The sequence below is a fragment of the Uliginosibacterium sp. H1 genome, assembly GCF_036017065.1.
Classification (GTDB): domain Bacteria; phylum Pseudomonadota; class Gammaproteobacteria; order Burkholderiales; family Rhodocyclaceae; genus Uliginosibacterium.
On the sequence record NZ_JAYXHR010000002.1, the window covers coordinates 214,800 to 232,613 of the forward strand.

The following is a 17,814-nucleotide window of genomic DNA, read 5'->3' on the forward strand; positions in this document are numbered from 1 at the left end:
AGGGCAAGCAACGGCAGCCCGTGGGCTGCCGTTTGCTTTGGCGCCGCGATCTTTGTCAGCTACTGACAAAACCCGACGCTCACACCAAGTAGACTTGGCAGGTTTCCCCTGTCGCTGCAGGTCGCAATGCCCTCCCCGAAAAACGCCCCCCGATATGCTCCCAGTGCCGCGCCGACCATCCGCATCCGCGGCGCCCGCCAGAACAACCTGAAGAACCTCAGCCTGGACATTCCCACCGGCGAGCTGGTGGTCGTCACCGGTCCGTCCGGCTCGGGCAAGAGTTCGCTGGTGTTCGACACGCTGTACGCGGAGGGCCAGCGCCGCTACGTGGAGACCTTCAGCCCCTACGCGCGCCAATTCCTGGACCGCATGGACAAGCCGCAGGTGGATGCCATCGAAGGCGTGCCGCCGGCCATCGCCATCGACCAGACCAATCCGGTGCGCACCTCGCGCAGCACGGTCGGCACCATGACCGAGCTGAACGACCACCTCAAGCTGCTGTTCGCGCGTTGCTCGCACCTGCACTGCCGCAACTGCGGCAAGGAAGTGCGCCGCGAGACGCCACCGCACATCGCCGACAGCATCCGCCAGCGTGCCACGCAGGCCAATGACCCTCGCCTGGCGGTCATCGCGCCGGTGCGCATCCCGGACAACTTCAGCGAGGCCGAGATCCGCGCCGCGCTGGAGGCACAGGGCTACGCCCGCATTGAGGCGGACGCCGATCCGCAATGGCTGGTGGTCACCACCGACCGCTTCCGCGCCGGCAGCGTGGAGCAGTCGCGCCTGCTGGAAGCGGTGGAGAACGCGCTGAAGCTCGGCAATGGCCGCCTGCGTGTCGACGCCGAAGGCACGCAGTGGAAGTTCTCCGCCGACCTGCACTGCGCGGACTGCGACATTCACTACGCCGACCCGACGCCGGCGCAGTTCTCCTTCAACAGCGCAGTCGGCGCCTGCGAAGCCTGCCGCGGTTTCGGCCGCGTCATCGGCGTCGACCCCGGCCTGGTCATCCCCGACGAATCGAAGACCCTGGCCGGCGGCGCCATCAAGCCCTGGCAGACCGACAGCTACCGCGAATGCCAAGACGATCTCACCAAGCATGCGAAGAAGCACGGCGTCGCCATGGACGTCCCCTGGCGCGACCTGCCGGAGGAACATCGCCTGTGGGTGTTCGAAGGCGACCCGGAATGGGTGAGCTGGGAGAAGACCGGCACGCGCAAGTGGTACGGCGTGCGCGCCTTCTTCGACTGGCTGGAAACCAAGGCCTACAAGATGCACATCCGCGTGCTGCTGTCGCGCTACCGCGCGTACACGCCCTGTACGGTGTGCGAGGGCGCGCGGCTGAAGACCGAATCGCTGCTGTGGCGCGTCGGCGATGCCACGCCGGAAGGCGTCAAGCGTTTCCGCGCGCGCGGCGTCACGATGTCCGACGCCGCCCTGCGGCGCCTGCCCGGCCTCAACATCCATGAGGCCATGCTGCTGCCGGTAGAGCGCCTGCGCGAATTCATCCTCGCGCTGAAACTGCCCACCCCACTGGACCAGGCCACGGTCCTGCTGATGGACGAGCTGAAGAGCCGCCTCGGCTACCTCGGCGAAGTCGGCCTCGGCTACCTGACGCTGGACCGCCAGAGCCGCACCCTGTCCGGCGGCGAGGTGCAGCGCATCAACCTCACCACCGCGCTCGGCACCTCGCTGGTCAACACCCTGTTCGTGCTGGACGAGCCCTCCATCGGCCTCCACCCGCGCGACATGACGCGCATCAACGGCGTGATGCACCGGCTGCGCGATGCCGGCAATTCGCTGATCGTCGTCGAGCATGATCCCGCCGTCATGTTCGCCGCCGACCGCATCCTCGACATCGGCCCCGGCCCCGGCAAACAGGGCGGTGACATCGTGTTCTGGGGCACGCCGGACGACCTGCGCGGACGCACCGATACGCTCACCGCGCAATACCTCGGCGGTCATCGTCGCGTGGACGCCGGCCTGACCGCACGCGAAGTCGCGGAATGGACGCCGCGCCTCACGCTGCGCGGCGCACGCCAGCACAACCTGCGCGAAGTCACGCTGTCGCTGCCGCTGCGTCGCTTCGTCGCGCTGACCGGCGTGTCCGGCTCCGGCAAGAGCACGCTGATCCAGGACGTGCTCTACCCCGCGCTGCAGAAGCATTTCGGCGAGGCCACCGAGACACCCGGGGAATTCGACTCGCTGCAGGGCCTGGAGGACATCACCGGCGTGGTGATGGTCGACCAGTCACCCATTGGCAAGACCGCGCGTTCCAACCCGGCCAGCTACGTCGGCGCCTGGGATGCCATCCGCAAGCGCTTCGCCGCGCTCGACGAATCGGCAGCGCGCGGCTACACCGCTGGCACCTTCAGCTTCAACGCCGGCGACGGCCGCTGCCCCACTTGCGGCGGCAGCGGCTTCGAGCATGTCGAGATGCAGTTCCTGTCCGACGTCTACCTGCGCTGCCCGGACTGCGACGGCAAGCGCTTCCGCCCCGAAGTGCTGGAAGTACACATCGCCGGCAAGTCGGTCGCCGACATGCTGGACATGACGGTGCGCGATGCGCTGGAATTCTTCGCCGGTGATGGAGAGCTGGCGCGTGCGCTGCAACCGCTGATCGATGTCGGCCTCGACTACCTGACCCTGGGCCAGCCGGTACCCACGCTGTCCGGCGGCGAAGCGCAGCGCCTCAAACTCGCAGGCCACCTCGCCGCGACCTACGAGAAGCTGCATCGCAAGGGCGCCAGGACGGCTGCAAAGGCCGCCGGCAAACCCGCGACGAAGAAGGCCGTCGACTCCCTGCTGTTCCTGTTCGACGAACCGACCACCGGCCTGCACTTCGACGACGTCGCCAAGCTGCTGCGCGCGCTGTCGCGCCTGGTGGAAGCCGGCCACTCGGTGCTGGTGATCGAGCACAACCTCGACATCGTCGCCGCCGCCGACTGGGTCATCGACCTCGGCCCGGAAGGGGGCGAAGGCGGCGGACAGATCATGTTCGAAGGCACTGCAGCCGCACTGCGTGACAGTGACACGCACACGGGTCGTGCACTCGCCGAGTACCTGGACGCGCTGGCACAGCCCGCCGCCAAGACAACAGGCAAGAAAACGAAAGCCGCAGCCGCACTCCGTGCCGCCGAGCCCTCTGTACGCTACCGCCCCGCCACCCCAGATGCCGTCCGCATCGTGCACGCCCGTGAGCACAACCTGAAGAACGTCTCCGTCGACATCCCGCACCAGCGCTTCACGGTGGTGACCGGCGTGTCCGGCTCCGGCAAGTCCACGCTGGCCTTCGACATCCTCTTCGCCGAAGGCCAGCGCCGTTACCTCGAATCGCTGAACGCTTACGCGCGCCAGTTCGTACAGCCGGCCGCCAAGCCGGACGTGGATGCCATCTTCGGCATTCCGCCGACGGTTGCCATCGAGCAGCGCACCAGCCGCGGCGGCCGCAAGAGCACGGTGGGCACGCTGACCGAGGTGCACCACTTCCTGCGCCTGATGTTCGTGAAGCTCGGCACCCAGCACTGCCCGCAGCACGGCGACGCCATCGAGCCGCAGAGCGAGGACGCGATTGCCGCGCGCATCCTGCGCGACTGGAAGAACCAGACCGTCACCCTGGCCGCGCCCCTGATCGTCGGCCGCAAGGGCTTGTACACCGACCTCGCCAAGACCATGGCCGCCAAGGGCCACACACACCTGCGCGTGGATGGCGAACTGATCGCCACCAAGCCCTGGCCACGACTCGACCGCTTCAAGGAGCACAACATCGAGCTGCCGCTGGTGACGCTGAAGGTATCGCCGCGCGATGAGAAGAGCCTGCGCGTGGCCATCAGCGACACGCTGGCCTATGGCAAGGGCGTGCTGTATCTGATCGATGCCGCCAACGACGCGACGGTGTTCTCCACCAAGCGCGCCTGCCCCACCTGCGGCGAGAGCTTCCCGGAACTCGACCCGCGCCTGTTCTCCTACAACTCCAAGCACGGCTGGTGCGAGGAGTGCTGCGGCACCGGCGTGAAGCTGGCGAAGTGGCTGAAGGACCCGGAACTGGACCAGACCGAGATGGAGTTCGCCGGCCTGAGTTATGACAAGAGCGCGGACGACCCCGACGCCGAGGAAGAAGAGGTCTGCCACGTCTGCGAGGGCAAACGCCTCAACCCCACCGCGCTGGCCGTCGAGTTCAAGGAGCGCAGCATCGCCGGCTACAGCGAACTGTCGGTCAGCCACATGCTGGACTGGGTGAAGGGCCTTAAGCTCAGCGGGCGTGAAGCCGAGATCGGCCGCGACATCCTGTCCGAACTGGGCAGTCGCCTGTCATTCCTGCGCGACGTGGGCCTCGGCTACCTGACGCTGGAGCGCGGCGCGCCGACGCTGTCCGGCGGCGAAGCGCAACGCATCCGCCTCGCCTCGCAACTCGGCACCAATCTGCGCGGCGTCTGCTACGTGCTGGACGAGCCCAGCATCGGCCTGCACCCGCGCGACAACCACCTGCTGCTCGACACCCTGCATGCCCTGCAGGAAAAGGGCAACACGGTGGTGGTGGTGGAGCACGACGAAGACACCATCCGCCGCGCCCACCACGTCATCGACCTCGGCCCCGGCGCCGGCACGCGCGGCGGCCACATCGTCGGGCAGGGCACCGCCGACGAACTGATCGCCATCGAGGCATCCACCACCGGCCGCTGCCTGCGCCAGCCGCTGATCCACCCGCTGCATCCGCCGCGCAAGGTAGACGCAGAGACGCCCGTCGTCGAAGTCAGCGGTGCCAGCCTGCACAACCTGCAGGACGTGGACGCCCGCATCCCGCTCGGCCGCCTCACCGTCGTCACCGGCGTGTCCGGCTCCGGCAAGTCCACCCTCGCGCGCGACGTGCTGCACGCCAACCTGCGCCGCCTCGTCATCGACGCCAACTCCGGCAAGAACCGCCGCAGCAAGGTCGACATCTTCGGCTGCGACGCCATCGAAGGCTGGGACCAGGTCGGCCGCGTGCTGGAAGTCGACCAGACCCCCATCGGCAAGACCCCGCGCAGCTGCCCCGCCACCTACATCGGCTTCTGGGACGCCGTGCGCAAGCTGTACGCCGACAGCGAAACCTCCCGCCTGCGCGGCTGGGGCCCCGGCCGCTTCTCCTTCAACACCAGCGGCGGCCGCTGCGACGCCTGTGAAGGCCAGGGCATGAAAACGGTGGAGATGAACTTCCTGCCCAACGTGAAGGTGCCCTGCGACGTGTGCAACGGCGCACGCTTCAACGCCGACACGCTGACCGCCAGCTGGCGCGGCAAGACCATCGCCGACGTGCTGGCGATGGAGGTCGACGAAGCCGTCGACTTCTTCGCCGCGCACCCCTCCATCTCGCATCCGCTGAAGCTGCTGCAGGACGTCGGCCTCGGCTACCTCACGCTGGGCCAGGCCTCGCCGACGCTGTCCGGCGGCGAAGCGCAACGCATCAAACTGGTCACCGAGCTGGTGAAAGTCAAACCCGACGGCGCCACCCGCGGCCGCGCGAAGACGCCGCACACGCTCTACGTGCTGGACGAACCCACGGTCGGCCTGCACATGGCAGACGTGGAGAAGCTGATCCTGGTGCTGCATCGCCTCGTCGATGCCGGCAACTCAGTGCTGGTCATCGAGCACGACCTGGATGTCATGGCCGAGGCCGACTGGATCATCGACCTCGGGCCGGAAGGTGGCGACGGCGGCGGCAAGATCGTCTTCGCCGGGCCGGTGGCGAAGTGTGTGAAGGCGAAGACGCACACGGGGCGGGCGCTCGCGAAGTTTCTGGCGCGGACGGGGTAGCTCCTACCCGCCCGTCATTCCTGCGAAGGCAGGAATCCAGTGACTTTGCCCCCTCTCCCCTCAGCGGGAGAGGGCTGGGGAGAGGGGTGGTTCTACCGGCTCCCGCCGTGCGTTCCGTGCTTGATCTGTAAGCCGCGCCGGGAGTTCGCCCCGGCGGGCGAGTTACTTTCTTGCTGCGCGGCAAGAAAGTAACCAAAGAATCGCGCCCCGCTTCCGCCGCCGTGCTTCGCACGGTTCCCTGCGCTGCGCGCCATGCCGAGCGGCTGCGGAACTCGCGCTTGCGCGCTCAGACATCCTCGCCGTCGCGCTACGCGCGATCCCTCGTCACGGCTGTGCTGCTCGGCGGCTACAGAGGGGATTGGATCCGTGCCAATTCATGCAGCGTCGACTTGTTCCGTACTGCATATGGTTCGCTGCGCTACGCTTAGCGCGCCCTTCGTGGTACATGGGCTGCAGTAGCGTTCTAAGAAATTCCTTGATACCGCTTGACTTGGTCAACCTCGCGCCAGAGACATAGCTATGGATAGAAAGAACAAGACGGGTGGCTTCAAGCGCTTTATTTCGTCCAGCCCTGAGACGATGCAGAGGTGGTGGCGCATTTGGGGAATCCGCAACGGCAGAGCTTTAGGTCGAAGACTCGTAAAGCGAAAGCTGCTACGGGACACGAAAGCCACAACCAAGGCCTTGGTTTCCGCGTATGAGTCAACGCTGTACGCCTACAGGGGTGCAGAGAAACTGAATCTTCAGCACAGCATGGCCATCTATCGCGCGGGTCTGTATCTGCTCACCATGAACAGAGATATCGCCGCCATCAAAGTCGACCTTCTCACATCGCATGACTGGTGGCTCAGAAAGCTACTTGCTAGGAACGTAGCCTTGATGATTTACGAGTTAGACATGCAGAAAGTCACAGGAGGTCAGTTCAGATCAGCAATGGATTTCTTTTCCCCGCCCAAGCGACTAAGAAACGAGCTTGGAGTGGCTCTGAAGAACTTGGCCACGGTCCATGCCGACGCCAAGTCAAAACTGGCAGACATCCGCAATTTCACTATTGCTCACAGGGATGCTGATGCCATGAGACAGTATCGTTTGATCAGGGACATTAACGAGCTTGAGGTAGCGGCAATTGCCGCGGATTTCTTCGCAGCCGTCAGCCCAATCCTTCCCCTCTTAACCGAACTGGTAAGAGCGTCGAGTGGCATGCACCATCTCCTCAATCAATACGTAGGCAAGAAGCTCTTCAAAGGTACGGATCACAGGTGAGTTAGCGTTGGTTGGTTCGCGTCACCAGTGCCGATGCATAGGTTAAGTATGGCGAGGTGGCACAACCCCAAGTCCCCTCTGCAGCCGCCGAGCAGCACAGCCGTGACGAGGGATCGCGCGTAGCGCGACGGCGAGCATGTTTGAGCACCGAAGGCCGAGCGTAGCGAGAGACTGAGGGCGAGTTGCGGAGCCGCTCGGCATGGCGCGCAGCGCAGGGAACCGCCGAAGGCGGCGGCGGAAGCGGGGCGGCTTTCTTTGGGTACTTTCTTTGTCCGCACAAAGAAAGTACCTCGCCCGCCGGGGCGAACTCCCGGCTCGGCGTAGCGATCAAGCACGGAAGACGCGGCGGGAGCCGGTAGAACAAAACCAAAGGCAAAACCAACGACACTGGATTCCCGCTTTTGCGGGAATGACGGTGCGTGAGGGTGTGCTGGGATAACGAAGCGCGAAGAGCAACGCAACGTCGCTGGATTCCTGCCTGCGCAGGAATGACGAGCAAGTAAGAGGCGCGTCACACGCGCCTCGATACACCAACGCCTTACAGCGTTCCCTTCTGGATCAACTCGATCTTGTACCCATCCGGGTCCTGCACGAAGGCGATGACCGTCGTGCCGTGCTTCATCGGCCCGGCCTCGCGGGTCACCACGCCGCCGCGTGCCTTGATGTCGGCACAGGCCTTGTAGGCGTCTTCAACAGCCAGGGCGACGTGACCGAAGCCGGTGCCCATCTCGTACTTCTCCACGCCGTAGTTGTAGGTCAACTCGATGACCGCGTGCTCCGACTCGTCGCCGTAGCCCACGAAGACGTTGGTGAACTTGCCTTCCGGGTAGTCGGACTTGCGCAGTACGTGCATGCCGAGGACTTCGGTGTAGAACTGGATCGATCGGTCAAGGTCGCCGACGCGGATCATGGTGTGCAGTACGCGCATGTGATGCTCCTTTTGAAACGGTGAAACAGATGGCGAAGGCCGCCTACCAGGCGGGGATGATGCGATTGGCATCGCGCAGCGCGGCGCGTGCCTCGTCGTAGTCGGGGTACATCTCGGCCACCACAGCCCAGAAGCGGGACGAGTGGTTCATCTCCACGAGGTGGGCGAGCTCGTGCGCCACCACGTAGTCGATCTGCGCGCTGGGCAGGTGGATGAGCCGCCAGTTGAGGCGGATGCCGCTGAGCTTGCTGCAACTGCCCCAGCGCGTGTTGGCGTTGGTGAGGCGCAGCGTGGGGATGCGGATGTCCGGCGCGAACTGCTGCAGGGTGTAGGCGTACTCCTCTATGCGGCCCTTGAAGTAGCGCAGCGCGTAGGACTGGATGGCGCGCATGACCAGGGTGCGCAGCACGCCGTCGCGGTAGGGGGCGATGTGCAGCTCGTGGCCGTAGATGTCTTCCAGCCAGCGCGGCTGCGACAGGTCCGGCACCAGGCGCAGGGTGCACTGGCGGCCGCGCAGCGGGAACTTGGAGCCGTCTTCGAGTACGTGGACCGCGGGTGGTGCGCGCTGGGCCCATTCGTCCAGCTTCTCCAGCACCCAGGCGCCCTTCTCGCGGATGAACTCTTCCGCATCGCGGATGCTGCCGCGCAGGGGAATGGCCACCGTGAGGCCGCGGTCGTCGATGGTGAGGCCCAGCGTGCGACGCTTGGCCCGCTTCAGCGTGTAGTCGATGCTGCGACCCGCCAGCAGGATGCTGCGGCGGCTGTCGCCGGTCTGCGGGTCGCGCAGCGCCGGCACCGGGGCTCAGCTCCGCGACCGCACCGGCTCGTCGGCCAGTGTGGACAACACGGTGGGGGCGGCATCGCCGTAGTGATGCGGGAAGAGGCGGCGCATCTCGCCTTCGATCCAGGCCTCGACGCGGATGTTGAGTTCTTCGGCGCTGAGACCCTTGGGGTCGATGGCGGGGCCGATGCTGACCACCACCTCGCCCGGACGCTTGACGAAGGCATTGCGGCGCCAGAACTCGCCGGCGTTGTGCGCCACCGGCACCACCGGTGCGTTGGCGCCGATGGCCAGCGAGGCGCCGCCCACTTTGTAGCGCTTCTGCGAACCGATGGCTGCGCGCGTGCCTTCGGGAAACACCACCACCCAGAAACCTTCGGCGATGCGTGCCTTGCCTTGATCCACGACCTGCAGCAGCGCGTCCTTGCCGGCGGCGCGGTCGATGGAAATGATAGGCATCTGCGCCAGGCCCCAGCCGAAGAAGGGCAGGCGCAGCAGCTCGCGCTTCAGCACGAAGGCGATGGGCGGGAAGATGGCCTGGAAGGCGATGGTCTCCCAGGCCGACTGGTGCTTGGAGAGGATCACCGAGGGCACGGTGGGCAGGTTGTCGCGACCGATGACGCGGTAGCGGATGCCGAGCACGATGCGGATCAGCGGCATCATGCTCTGCGCCCACTTGGAGATCACCTTGTAGCGCAGCTGCGGCGGAAACGGCGCCATGCACAGCGCGACGAGCGCGGCCGGCGGAATGGTGATCGTCAGCAGGATGGCGAAGAGGATGGAGCGCAGCAGATGCATGGGTGAGTCTCGTGGAGCCAGCTCGGGGGATGGTTCAGAACGCGGATCAGGGAACCAGGTGGCGGGCGACGGCCATCAGGTCGGGGAACACCTTGGTGCCGGCGGGCAATTCGGGATCGACCGCCGTCTTGGTGCCCTTGCCGGTCAGCACCAGGAAAGGCGTGCAGCCCACTGCGACGCCGGCCTGCAGGTCGCGCAGGCTGTCGCCCACGGTCGGCACGCCGTTGAGGTCGATGTTGAAGCGCTCGGCGATCTGCCTGAACAGGCCGGGCTTCGGCTTGCGGCATTCGCAGGTGGAGTCGGCCGGGTGCGGGCAGAAGAAGATGGCGTCGATGCGGCCACCGGCGTGGTTCACCGCGCGCACCATCTTGTCGTTGATGGCGTTCAGCGTGTCCATGTCGAACAGGCCGCGCCCCACGCCGCTCTGGTTGCTGGCGATGACGACGCGATAGCCCGCGTCCTCCAGCCGGCTGATCGCCTCCAGGCTGCCGGGAATGGGCTTCCACTCGTCCGGCGACTTGATGAACTGCGCGGAGTCTTCGTTGATGACACCGTCACGGTCGAGGATGATGAACTTCATGAGGGCGTGTGAAACGTGAAATGTGAAACGTGAAATGTGGTGCGTGCCGCGCTGGTCGCGCCGTACCGGTCAGGGGCGTCGTGGGGTTTCCGTTTCACTTTTCACCTTTCACGTGTCACCCGCCTCAAGCAGACAGCTTCGACAGATCCGCCACACGGTTCATCGCCGCGTGCAACCGGGCCAGCAGCGCGAGGCGGTTGTTGCGCAGCGCCGCGTCTTCGGCGTTGACCATCACGCCGTCGAAGAAGGCATCCACCGGCGCGCGCAGCGCGGCGAGTGCCTGCAGCGAGGCGGTGTAGTCGCCGCTGGCGAAGGCGGCATCGGCCTTCGGCGCGGTGGCGGCGATCGCCTCGCCCAGCGCCTGCTCGGCGGGCTCCTTGAAGAGTTTCGCGTCCACCGTCGTCGGCAACGCGCCTTCCACTTTCTTCAGGATGTTGCCGACGCGCTTGTTGGCGGCGGCCAGCGCAGCGGCTTCCGGCAGCGCGGCGAAGGCACGCACGGCGGCGAGACGCTTGGCGACATCGCCCAGGCGTTGCGGGCGCTGCGACACGACGGCGTCGACTTCCTGCGCGGAGTAACCCTGCTCGCGCAGGTTGCCGGCGAGGCGGTCGTAGATGAAATCGGCCAAGTTAGCCTGCGTTGTCGCCAAGAGCGGACGCACTTCCAACTGCCCATCAGCGCTTAGCCACGCTTCTTCACCGACCTGGAGCGCCCGGGCAAGGTCAATCTTCAAGTCGCGCTCAACAAGCATTCGAATCACGCCCAGCGCGTGACGACGGAGCGCGAACGGGTCCTTGTCGCCGGTAGGCAACTGGCCGATGCCGAACAGGCCGACCAGGGTCTCCAGCTTGTCGGCCAGCGCGACGACCACGCCGACGTCATTGCGCGGCAGTTCGTCACCGGCGAAGCGCGGCTTGTAGTGGTCTTCGATGGCGTTGGCCACCACGTCGCCGAGGCCATCGTGCCGCGCATAGTAGCCGCCCATGATGCCCTGCAACTCCGGGAACTCGCCGACCATGTCGGTCAAAAGGTCCGCTTTCGACAATGTCGCAGCTTCCACTACCCGTGGAACATCAATTCCCAGCTCATACGCAAGCGTGGCAGCGATCCATTTCACGCGCTCGATACGCTCGCCCTGGGTGCCCAGCTTGTTGTGATACACCACCTTGGCGAGGCCGCCGACGCGGTCCTGCAGCGTCTTCTTGCGGTCCTGGTCGAAGAAGAACTTGGCGTCGGCCAGACGCGGGCGCACCACGCGCTCGTTGCCACCCACCACCGCGCTGGCATCGGCCGGGCTGATGTTGGAGACGATCAGGAACTTGCTGGTGAGCTTCCCGGCTGCATCCAGCAGCGGGAAGTACTTCTGGTTGGCCTTCATCGTGAGGATGAGGCATTCCTGCGGCACGGCGAGGAAGGCGTCCTCGAACTGGCCGGTCAGCACATTGGGGCGCTCGACCAGTGCGGTCACTTCGTCCAGCAGGGCTTCGTCGTCGATCGGCTTGAGACCGGCCTTCGCGGCAGCGGCCTGCAGTTGCGCGACGATGTCGGCGCGACGTTCGGCGAAGCTGGCGATCACCGCACCCTCGTCGCGCAGTTGCGCGGCGTAGCTGTCGGCGTCACGCACGGACACCACCGGCGTCTTCGCTTCGAAGCGATGGCCCAGGGTCTCGCGACCGGCAGTGAGGCCCAGCGTGGCGATGGGCACGACGTCGGCGCCGTGCAGGGCGATGAGCTTGTGGGCGGGGCGCACGAAGTTGACGGTGCTCCAGCCGTCCTGCAGCTGGTAGCCCATCACCTTGGGGATCGGCAGTTTGGCGAGCGATTCGTCCAGCGCCTTCTGCAGGCCTTCGGCGAGGGTCGCACCCTTGACGACGGAATCCAGCATCAGCACGTCGGCCTTGCCGTCGGACTGGCGCTTCAGGCCCGGCACGACGCTGGCATCCGCACCCAGCGCGGCGAGTTTCTTCAGCAGCGCCGGCGTGGCATTGCCACTGGCGTCGAGGCCGACGGCCACCGGCATCAGTTTCTGCTGCACGGCTTTGTCGGCCGCTTGCGCAGCCACGCCAGTGACGTGCACGGCAAGGCGACGCGGCGAGGCGTAGGCAGTCACGGCGGCTTCAGCCGTAGCCAGGCCCTGCGCGCGCAGGCTATCGGCCAATACGCCGGAAAAGGCTTCGCCCAGCTTCTTCAGCGCCTTGGGCGGCAGTTCTTCGACGAAGAGTTCGACGAGGAGATTCTTGTTGCTCATGCTCACGCGGCCTTCTTTTCTTTTTCGAGTTGGGCCAGCACTTCCTCGGCCCATTCACGCGGCGCCATCGGGAAGCCCAGGCGGGCGCGGCTGTCGCGGTAGCTCTGCGCGACGCTGCGCGCGAGGTTGCGGATGCGGCCGATGTAGGCGGCGCGCTCGGTCACCGAGATGGCGCCACGCGCGTCCAGCAGGTTGAAGGTGTGCGCGGCCTTCAGCACCTGTTCATAGGCCGGCAGCGCGAGCTGCTGTTCCATCAGGTGCTTCGCGCTGCCTTCGTAGTCACTGAAGTGACGGAATAGCGCTTCCGCATTGCTGTGCTCGAAGTTGTAGGTGGACTGCTCCACCTCGTTCTGGTGGAAAACGTCACCATACTTCAGCACACGGGTGGCACCGTTTTCTTCCCAGGTCGTCCACACCAGGTCGAAGACGTTCTCGACGCCCTGCAGGTACATGGCCAGGCGTTCCAGGCCGTAGGTGATCTCGCCAGTGATCGGCTTGCAGTCGATGCCGCCGACCTGCTGGAAGTAGGTGAACTGCGTGACTTCCATGCCGTTGAGCCATACCTCCCAGCCGAGACCCCAAGCGCCGAGCGTGGGGTTTTCCCAGTCGTCCTCGACGAAGCGCACGTCGTTCTTCTTCAGGTCGAAACCGAGGGCTTCGAGCGAGCCGAGGTACAGCTCCAGGATGTTGTCCGGCGCGGGCTTGAGCACCACCTGGTACTGGTAGTAGTGCTGCATGCGGTTGGGGTTCTCGCCGTAGCGGCCATCCTTGGGACGGCGGCTGGGCTGCACGTAGGCGGCGCGCCAGGGTTCCGGGCCGATGGCGCGCAGAAAGGTGGCGGTGTGGCTGGTGCCGGCGCCGACTTCCATGTCGTAGGGCTGCAGCAGCGCGCAGCCTTGCGCGGCCCAGTAGCGCTGCAGGCGCAGGATGACGTCCTGGAAGCTCGGGACGTCGGCATTGGTACGGGAGGTGTCCGTCATGATGGGTGGTACGAGGTCGACGAAGGCCGGTGGGCGGCACGAAACGCGCCATTTTACAGGGAGTTGCGCGGCTGACACGGTGTGCTGCCACAAGCCGCCCGGGTCTACCCGCAGAGCCGCGCAAACGCCCGGCTTTGTGTGCTACAAACCAGCACCCACATCTATAACAAAGGTTTAGGTCATGGCACGCCGCATCCTCCTCGGGCTGTTGCTGTTGTGCGCCTCATCCTGGGCCCTGGCCCAGACCAGTCCGGCCGTGCGTTTCACCTATCCGCCGCCGGAAACCGCCAACGACCAGCGCCACCTGTATTACTGGCAGGTGCTGGAAGCCGCATTGGCCAGCAATCGCGACAAGTACGGCGATTTCGCGGTGGAGCCCTACGCGACGCCGATGACTTTCCAGCGCGCCGCCGCCGAGGTGGAAACCGGCAAGGGCCGCGTGAACATCGTGGCGCGCGCCACCAATCTCGACCTCGAAACCCGCCTGCGGCCGATCCGCCTGCCGCTGGACAAGGGCCTGCTCGGCGCCCGCCTGTTCCTGGTCACGCAGGACACGGCGGCGAAACTGGAGAAGGTGCGCACCCTGGAGGAGCTGCAGCAATACACCATCGGCCAGAATTCGGCCTGGACCGATGTGAAGATCCTGCAGAACGCCGGTTTCAAGGTGGTGATCGCCGACGACTACGAGGGCCTGTTCCAGATGCTGTCGGCGAAGCGCTTCGACCTGTTCTCGCGCGGCGCCATCGAGATCGACGCGGAATGGAAGGCGCACCGCGACACCTTGCCGAACCTGGTGATCGACCGGAGCTTCATGCTCTATTACCCCTTGCCCCGCTACTTCTTCGTGCCGCGCACGGCCGAGGGCGAGAAGATGGCCGAGCGCATCGAGGACGGCCTGCGACGCCTGCAGAAGAGCGGCGAATTCGAGCGCCGCTACCAGGACTACAAGCGCCTGGTGCTGAAGGACGTGAGCCTCGCCGGCCGTCGCGTGTTCCGCCTGACCAACACCCAGCTGTCCCCGGAGACGCCGCTCTCCGACAAGTACTGGTGGGACGACCTGTCCGCCGAGCTGAACGCCAGAAGCAAACCCTGAGCGTTCTGCACGCACGAAGACAAAGGGCCGCGAAGCAAGCTTCGCGGCCCTTTGTCTTCGTGGCGCGCCTCAGATCATGAAGCCGAGGTTGGCGTTGAAGTTGCCGATGTTGGGCGCCACGTCCACCAGGTCCGTGTTCGATACGCCGAACCAGGTCGCCAGCGTGGCGGCGAGCTGATCCACCGAGGTGGTGGGGATCAGTCGCCCCGAGCCGGAATCCTGCTCGTTGGCCGTCGTCGTGGTGTGCAAGCGGGTCAGCGGCATGGTGCCGTAGATGTCGCCGCCCTTCACCGCGCCGCCGACGACGAAGTGATGCGCCCCCCAGCCGTGGTCGGTGCCGTCGCCGTTGGAGGTCAGCGTGCGGCCGAAGTCGGAGGCGGTGAACAGCGTGACGTTGTTCTGCATGCCCATCGCCGCGGTGGCGTTGTAGAAATACTCGATGGCGCGCGACACCTGGCCGTGCAGCCCTTGGCGACCGGCGGCCGCATCGTCCTGCAGCGCCATCACTTCGTTGTCGTGCGTATCGAAACCACCGATGCTGACGAAGAACACCTGCCGGCGCGCACCGGTGAAGGCGCGCGCCTCGGGGCTGATCAGCCTTGCCACCGCCTGCAGCTGCTGGGCCACCCGGTTGTTGGTGGACGCCGCCGGCAGGGCGATGCCGGTGCTGCTGACGGGCTTGGCGTTGAGCGCATTGGTCACGAGGCCCGCTGCGTTGACGGAGCGCTTCACGACGTCGACGTGATCGCGCTCCAGGTGCAGCGTGCTGGTGCTGCTGGCGTCGGTGATGATGCTGCGCAGGGCGTCCTGGCTGGTCGTGCCGGTGTTGCTCGGGATGCTGTACGGCCGCGAGGCCAGCGCGGCGATGCTGGTCGCGCCGGAGTTGCTGATCTGGTACTGGAAGATGCTGTCGCCCGCCAGGAAAACCGCATTGCCGGAGGCGGAGATGGCGGTGAAGATGGTGTTGCCGTTCTGGCTCGCCAGCAGGTCGCCCATGCGGCCGCCCCAGCCGGTGCGCACGCCTTCCGAGGCATAGGCCTGCCACACCGATTGCTGGTCGTTGTGCGAGAACAGCTTGGGCGGCAGCGCCACGCTGTTGTTGCGGTACTGGGTGCGGTTGGTCGGCGCGATCAGCGGGCCGATGTTGGCCAGCACCGCGGCATGGCCCTGCGCGTACAGGCCGCTCAAGGCCGACATGCTGGGGCAGAAGGCGAACTGCGTGCCGTGGGCCTGCGGCGTCAACGTATTGAACGAGGTCGCCCCCAGCTGCGCGCGCGTGTAGCCGATGCCGCCGGCATCCTGCCCGCCACGCACGGCGAGGTACTCGCCATGCGGCCCCACGTCGTAGGGCATGACCATGTTGAAGTGGTCGTTGCCGCCGAACATGAACAGGCAGACGATGGCCTTGTAGTCGGCGCTCTGCGCGCTGGCCGCGCCGATGCCGGCGAGGTTCAGCGCGAACGGTGCGGCGGTGCCCAGCGAAGACAGTGCGCCCAGGCGCTTGAGGAATTCGCGGCGGGTCTGACGGGTGGGTTGTCTCATGTCGTCGCGCTCACTTCTGGGTCAGGTATTCAGGGGCGGCCATCGCGAGATACACCGCGATGTAGACCCGCTGGCGCCGCGCGGTGTCGGCATTGGTCGCATTGGTGGTGGAGATGGCGATCGGATCCACCGCGGTCTTGATGGCGGTGCGCGTGGAAGGCTTCATCGCCCCGCGCATCAGCAGCAGGTTCACCCGGTCGATCAGCGCGTCGCTGTTGCCGGCCAGGGCGATCTCCGCGCTGTAGTCAGGCCGCACGTCGCGGGCATTGGACACCGTGGCGCCCACGCCGCGGTCCACCACGTCGCGCATGAAATTCAGGTAACCCGCCACCGACGACTCGTGGGTGATCTGCATCTCGGGGGCCACCAGGCCGGCGGTGCCCATGTTGGTGTTGGGCGGCAGGTAGCCGGGGCGGTAGTAATTGAAGACGGAGGGCGAGCGCATCGGCGTCTGGCCGAGGCTGCCGGTCACGCTGTCGGTGTTGCCGATGCGCCAGGAGCCGGACGCGGAGCCGGCGTTGAAGGCCCGCGCCCAGTTGGCCAGACGCAGCACCGGCTCACGCAGCTTGCCCTCACCGGCGGCAGGCGACGCGGGGCGCGCCTCCGGGTCGAGCAGCACGGCGGCGATCACCGCCTTCATGTCGCCGCGCACGCCGTTGCCGAAGCCATGCGCGGTGCCGGTGTTGAAAGCCGCCGCCACGCGGCCGACATACGCCGCCGACGGATTGCTGGTCACCAGCCGCTGGATCATCTGGCGGCCGATGAACGGGCCGACGTTGGGATGGTTGTACAGGCGGTCCAGCGCGGTCTTCAGGTCGCTCTGCATGCTGGCCACCGAGGCCGAGCCCTGCGCGGCAATCGTCGTGCCGAGGAAGCTCTTCTGCGAGATCGAGTGGTATTGCGGATAGCCCTGCATCGGCAGCACGTGGCGATCGGGATCGCGCGCGCTGTTGTTCTCGGTGAAGCGTGCGTTGCTGTTGTCCGGGCCGGCCCAGCTGTAGCCGGTGAACACCCTGGCGAGCCCTGACACGTCGTCGTTGGTGTAGGTCTCGATCGGCCGGCCGCCACTCATCTTGACGGTGCCGTCGGTGTTCAGCTCGTAGAGGCCGATGGAGAACAGCTGCATCACCTCGCGGGCGTAGTTCTCGTCCGGCACGCGGCCCCGGGCCGGGTCTTCCTTCTGGTTGCGCAGGTGGGACAGGTACATGCCCATCGCCGGGTGCAGCGACACGCCCTCCAGCAACTGGCGGTAGTTGCCGAAGGCGTTGCGGCCCAGCATGTCGTAGTAGGACGCGACCGAGCGGTACTTGTCGGAGAGGTTGCCCTCGAAGGACACCACGAAGATCTGCGACAGGGCGAAGGCCACGCGCTGGCGCAACTGGTCGGGACCGGTGACGGCCTGCCCCCACCAGCTCTGGAAGAAGAAGTCCTGGTTACCGCCCTGGCCCGCCGCCGCGGCGCGCGCCAGCTCCATGTCCACGCAGGTGAGGTGCGCGCTGGGCTGCAGCGCGAACTGGTGGTTCAACCAGGAGGCATAGCTGCTCTGGGTCAGGGCATTGATGGAGGCCTCGCGCGGGCCGAAGCTGGCCTGTGCGAGGAAGCGCGCGGCTTCCTGCGCCGTCGGATGGCTGCCGTTGTCGTTGATGGCCGGCTCGGCGCCGGCAACGTAGGTGCAGTTGGGCGGCGGCGGCGCCTGGGGCGCGGCCGTGCCGTCATTGCTGCTGCTGGTTCCGCTGCCTCCACCACCGCCGCCGCATGCCGCCAGCAAGGACATCAGCCCCGCTGCCGCAAGGTTCCTGAACCACATGCCC

General features: G+C 66.2%; 11 protein-coding genes. 3 read left to right on the forward strand and 8 right to left on the reverse strand.

The window, feature by feature from the left end:
- The first annotated feature begins 126 nt into the window (after nt 1–126).
- Together uvrA and VVD47_RS10515 are read left to right on the forward strand one after the other, a co-directional pair.
- Entirely contained in the window at nt 127–5,790 is a 5,664-nt protein-coding gene (gene uvrA, locus VVD47_RS10510) for an excinuclease ABC subunit UvrA (RefSeq protein WP_327603414.1), read from the forward strand.
- A 519-nt stretch (nt 5,791–6,309) separates the two neighbouring features.
- A complete protein-coding gene (locus tag VVD47_RS10515) occupies nt 6,310–7,053 on the forward strand; it encodes a hypothetical protein (protein ID WP_327603415.1) in 744 nt (247 codons plus the stop codon).
- A gap of 538 nt (nt 7,054–7,591) precedes the next feature.
- Here the strand turns inward: VVD47_RS10515 and gloA are convergent.
- The 6 genes from gloA to glyQ all read right to left on the reverse strand — a co-directional run bounded on the left by gloA (nt 7,592) and on the right by glyQ (nt 13,368).
- Nucleotides 7,592–7,981 carry a lactoylglutathione lyase gene (gloA, locus tag VVD47_RS10520; RefSeq protein ID WP_327603416.1) on the reverse strand — a complete coding sequence of 130 codons (390 nt, stop codon included), beginning with the start codon at nt 7,979–7,981 and terminating at the stop codon, nt 7,592–7,594.
- A 43-nt stretch (nt 7,982–8,024) separates the two neighbouring features.
- A complete protein-coding gene (locus VVD47_RS10525; protein WP_327603417.1) occupies nt 8,025–8,777 on the reverse strand; it encodes a M48 family metallopeptidase in 753 nt (250 codons plus the stop codon).
- Between the two features lie 6 nt (nt 8,778–8,783).
- Nucleotides 8,784–9,560 (reverse strand): lysophospholipid acyltransferase family protein, encoded by a 777-nt coding sequence (locus VVD47_RS10530; protein ID WP_327603418.1) that lies wholly within the window; start codon nt 9,558–9,560, stop codon nt 8,784–8,786.
- A 46-nt stretch (nt 9,561–9,606) separates the two neighbouring features.
- Nucleotides 9,607–10,140, reverse strand: coding sequence for a D-glycero-beta-D-manno-heptose 1,7-bisphosphate 7-phosphatase (gene gmhB, locus VVD47_RS10535; RefSeq protein WP_327603419.1), 534 nt, complete (start codon nt 10,138–10,140; stop codon nt 9,607–9,609).
- A gap of 124 nt (nt 10,141–10,264) precedes the next feature.
- Nucleotides 10,265–12,388 carry a glycine--tRNA ligase subunit beta gene (glyS, locus tag VVD47_RS10540; RefSeq protein ID WP_327603420.1) on the reverse strand — a complete coding sequence of 708 codons (2,124 nt, stop codon included), beginning with the start codon at nt 12,386–12,388 and terminating at the stop codon, nt 10,265–10,267.
- Nucleotides 12,389–12,390: 2 nt separating this feature from the next.
- On the reverse strand, nt 12,391–13,368 hold the full coding sequence (gene glyQ, locus VVD47_RS10545) for a glycine--tRNA ligase subunit alpha (protein ID WP_327603421.1): 978 nt from the start codon (nt 13,366–13,368) through the stop codon (nt 12,391–12,393).
- 181 nt (nt 13,369–13,549) lie between these two features.
- Here glyQ and VVD47_RS10550 point away from each other — a divergent pair, with 181 nt between their 5' ends.
- Nucleotides 13,550–14,461, forward strand: coding sequence for a hypothetical protein (locus tag VVD47_RS10550; RefSeq protein ID WP_327603422.1), 912 nt, complete (start codon nt 13,550–13,552; stop codon nt 14,459–14,461).
- 69 nt (nt 14,462–14,530) lie between these two features.
- Here the strand turns inward: VVD47_RS10550 and VVD47_RS10555 are convergent, their stop codons facing one another.
- Together VVD47_RS10555 and VVD47_RS10560 are read right to left on the reverse strand one after the other, a co-directional pair.
- Nucleotides 14,531–16,003 (reverse strand): DUF1501 domain-containing protein, encoded by a 1,473-nt coding sequence (locus tag VVD47_RS10555; protein ID WP_327603423.1) that lies wholly within the window; start codon nt 16,001–16,003, stop codon nt 14,531–14,533.
- A 10-nt stretch (nt 16,004–16,013) separates the two neighbouring features.
- On the reverse strand, nt 16,014–17,810 hold the full coding sequence (locus VVD47_RS10560; protein ID WP_327603424.1) for a DUF1800 domain-containing protein: 1,797 nt from the start codon (nt 17,808–17,810) through the stop codon (nt 16,014–16,016).
- Between the last annotated feature and the right edge of the window lie 4 nt (nt 17,811–17,814).

Excerpts from the sequence above, each read along its gene's own strand:
- uvrA (WP_327603414.1), top strand. The coding sequence starts at position 127 with ATGCCCTCCCCGAAAAACGCCCCCCGATATGCTCCCAGTGCCGCGCCG.
- VVD47_RS10515 (WP_327603415.1), top strand. The coding sequence starts at position 6,310 with ATGGATAGAAAGAACAAGACGGGTGGCTTCAAGCGCTTTATTTCGTCC.
- gloA (WP_327603416.1), bottom strand. The coding sequence starts at position 7,981 with ATGCGCGTACTGCACACCATGATCCGCGTCGGCGACCTTGACCGATCG.
- VVD47_RS10530 (WP_327603418.1), bottom strand. The coding sequence starts at position 9,560 with ATGCATCTGCTGCGCTCCATCCTCTTCGCCATCCTGCTGACGATCACC.
- gmhB (WP_327603419.1), bottom strand. The coding sequence starts at position 10,140 with ATGAAGTTCATCATCCTCGACCGTGACGGTGTCATCAACGAAGACTCC.
- glyS (WP_327603420.1), bottom strand. The coding sequence starts at position 12,388 with ATGAGCAACAAGAATCTCCTCGTCGAACTCTTCGTCGAAGAACTGCCG.
- glyQ (WP_327603421.1), bottom strand. The coding sequence starts at position 13,368 with ATGACGGACACCTCCCGTACCAATGCCGACGTCCCGAGCTTCCAGGAC.
- VVD47_RS10550 (WP_327603422.1), top strand. The coding sequence starts at position 13,550 with ATGGCACGCCGCATCCTCCTCGGGCTGTTGCTGTTGTGCGCCTCATCC.
- VVD47_RS10555 (WP_327603423.1), bottom strand. The coding sequence starts at position 16,003 with ATGAGACAACCCACCCGTCAGACCCGCCGCGAATTCCTCAAGCGCCTG.
- VVD47_RS10560 (WP_327603424.1), bottom strand. The coding sequence starts at position 17,810 with ATGTGGTTCAGGAACCTTGCGGCAGCGGGGCTGATGTCCTTGCTGGCG.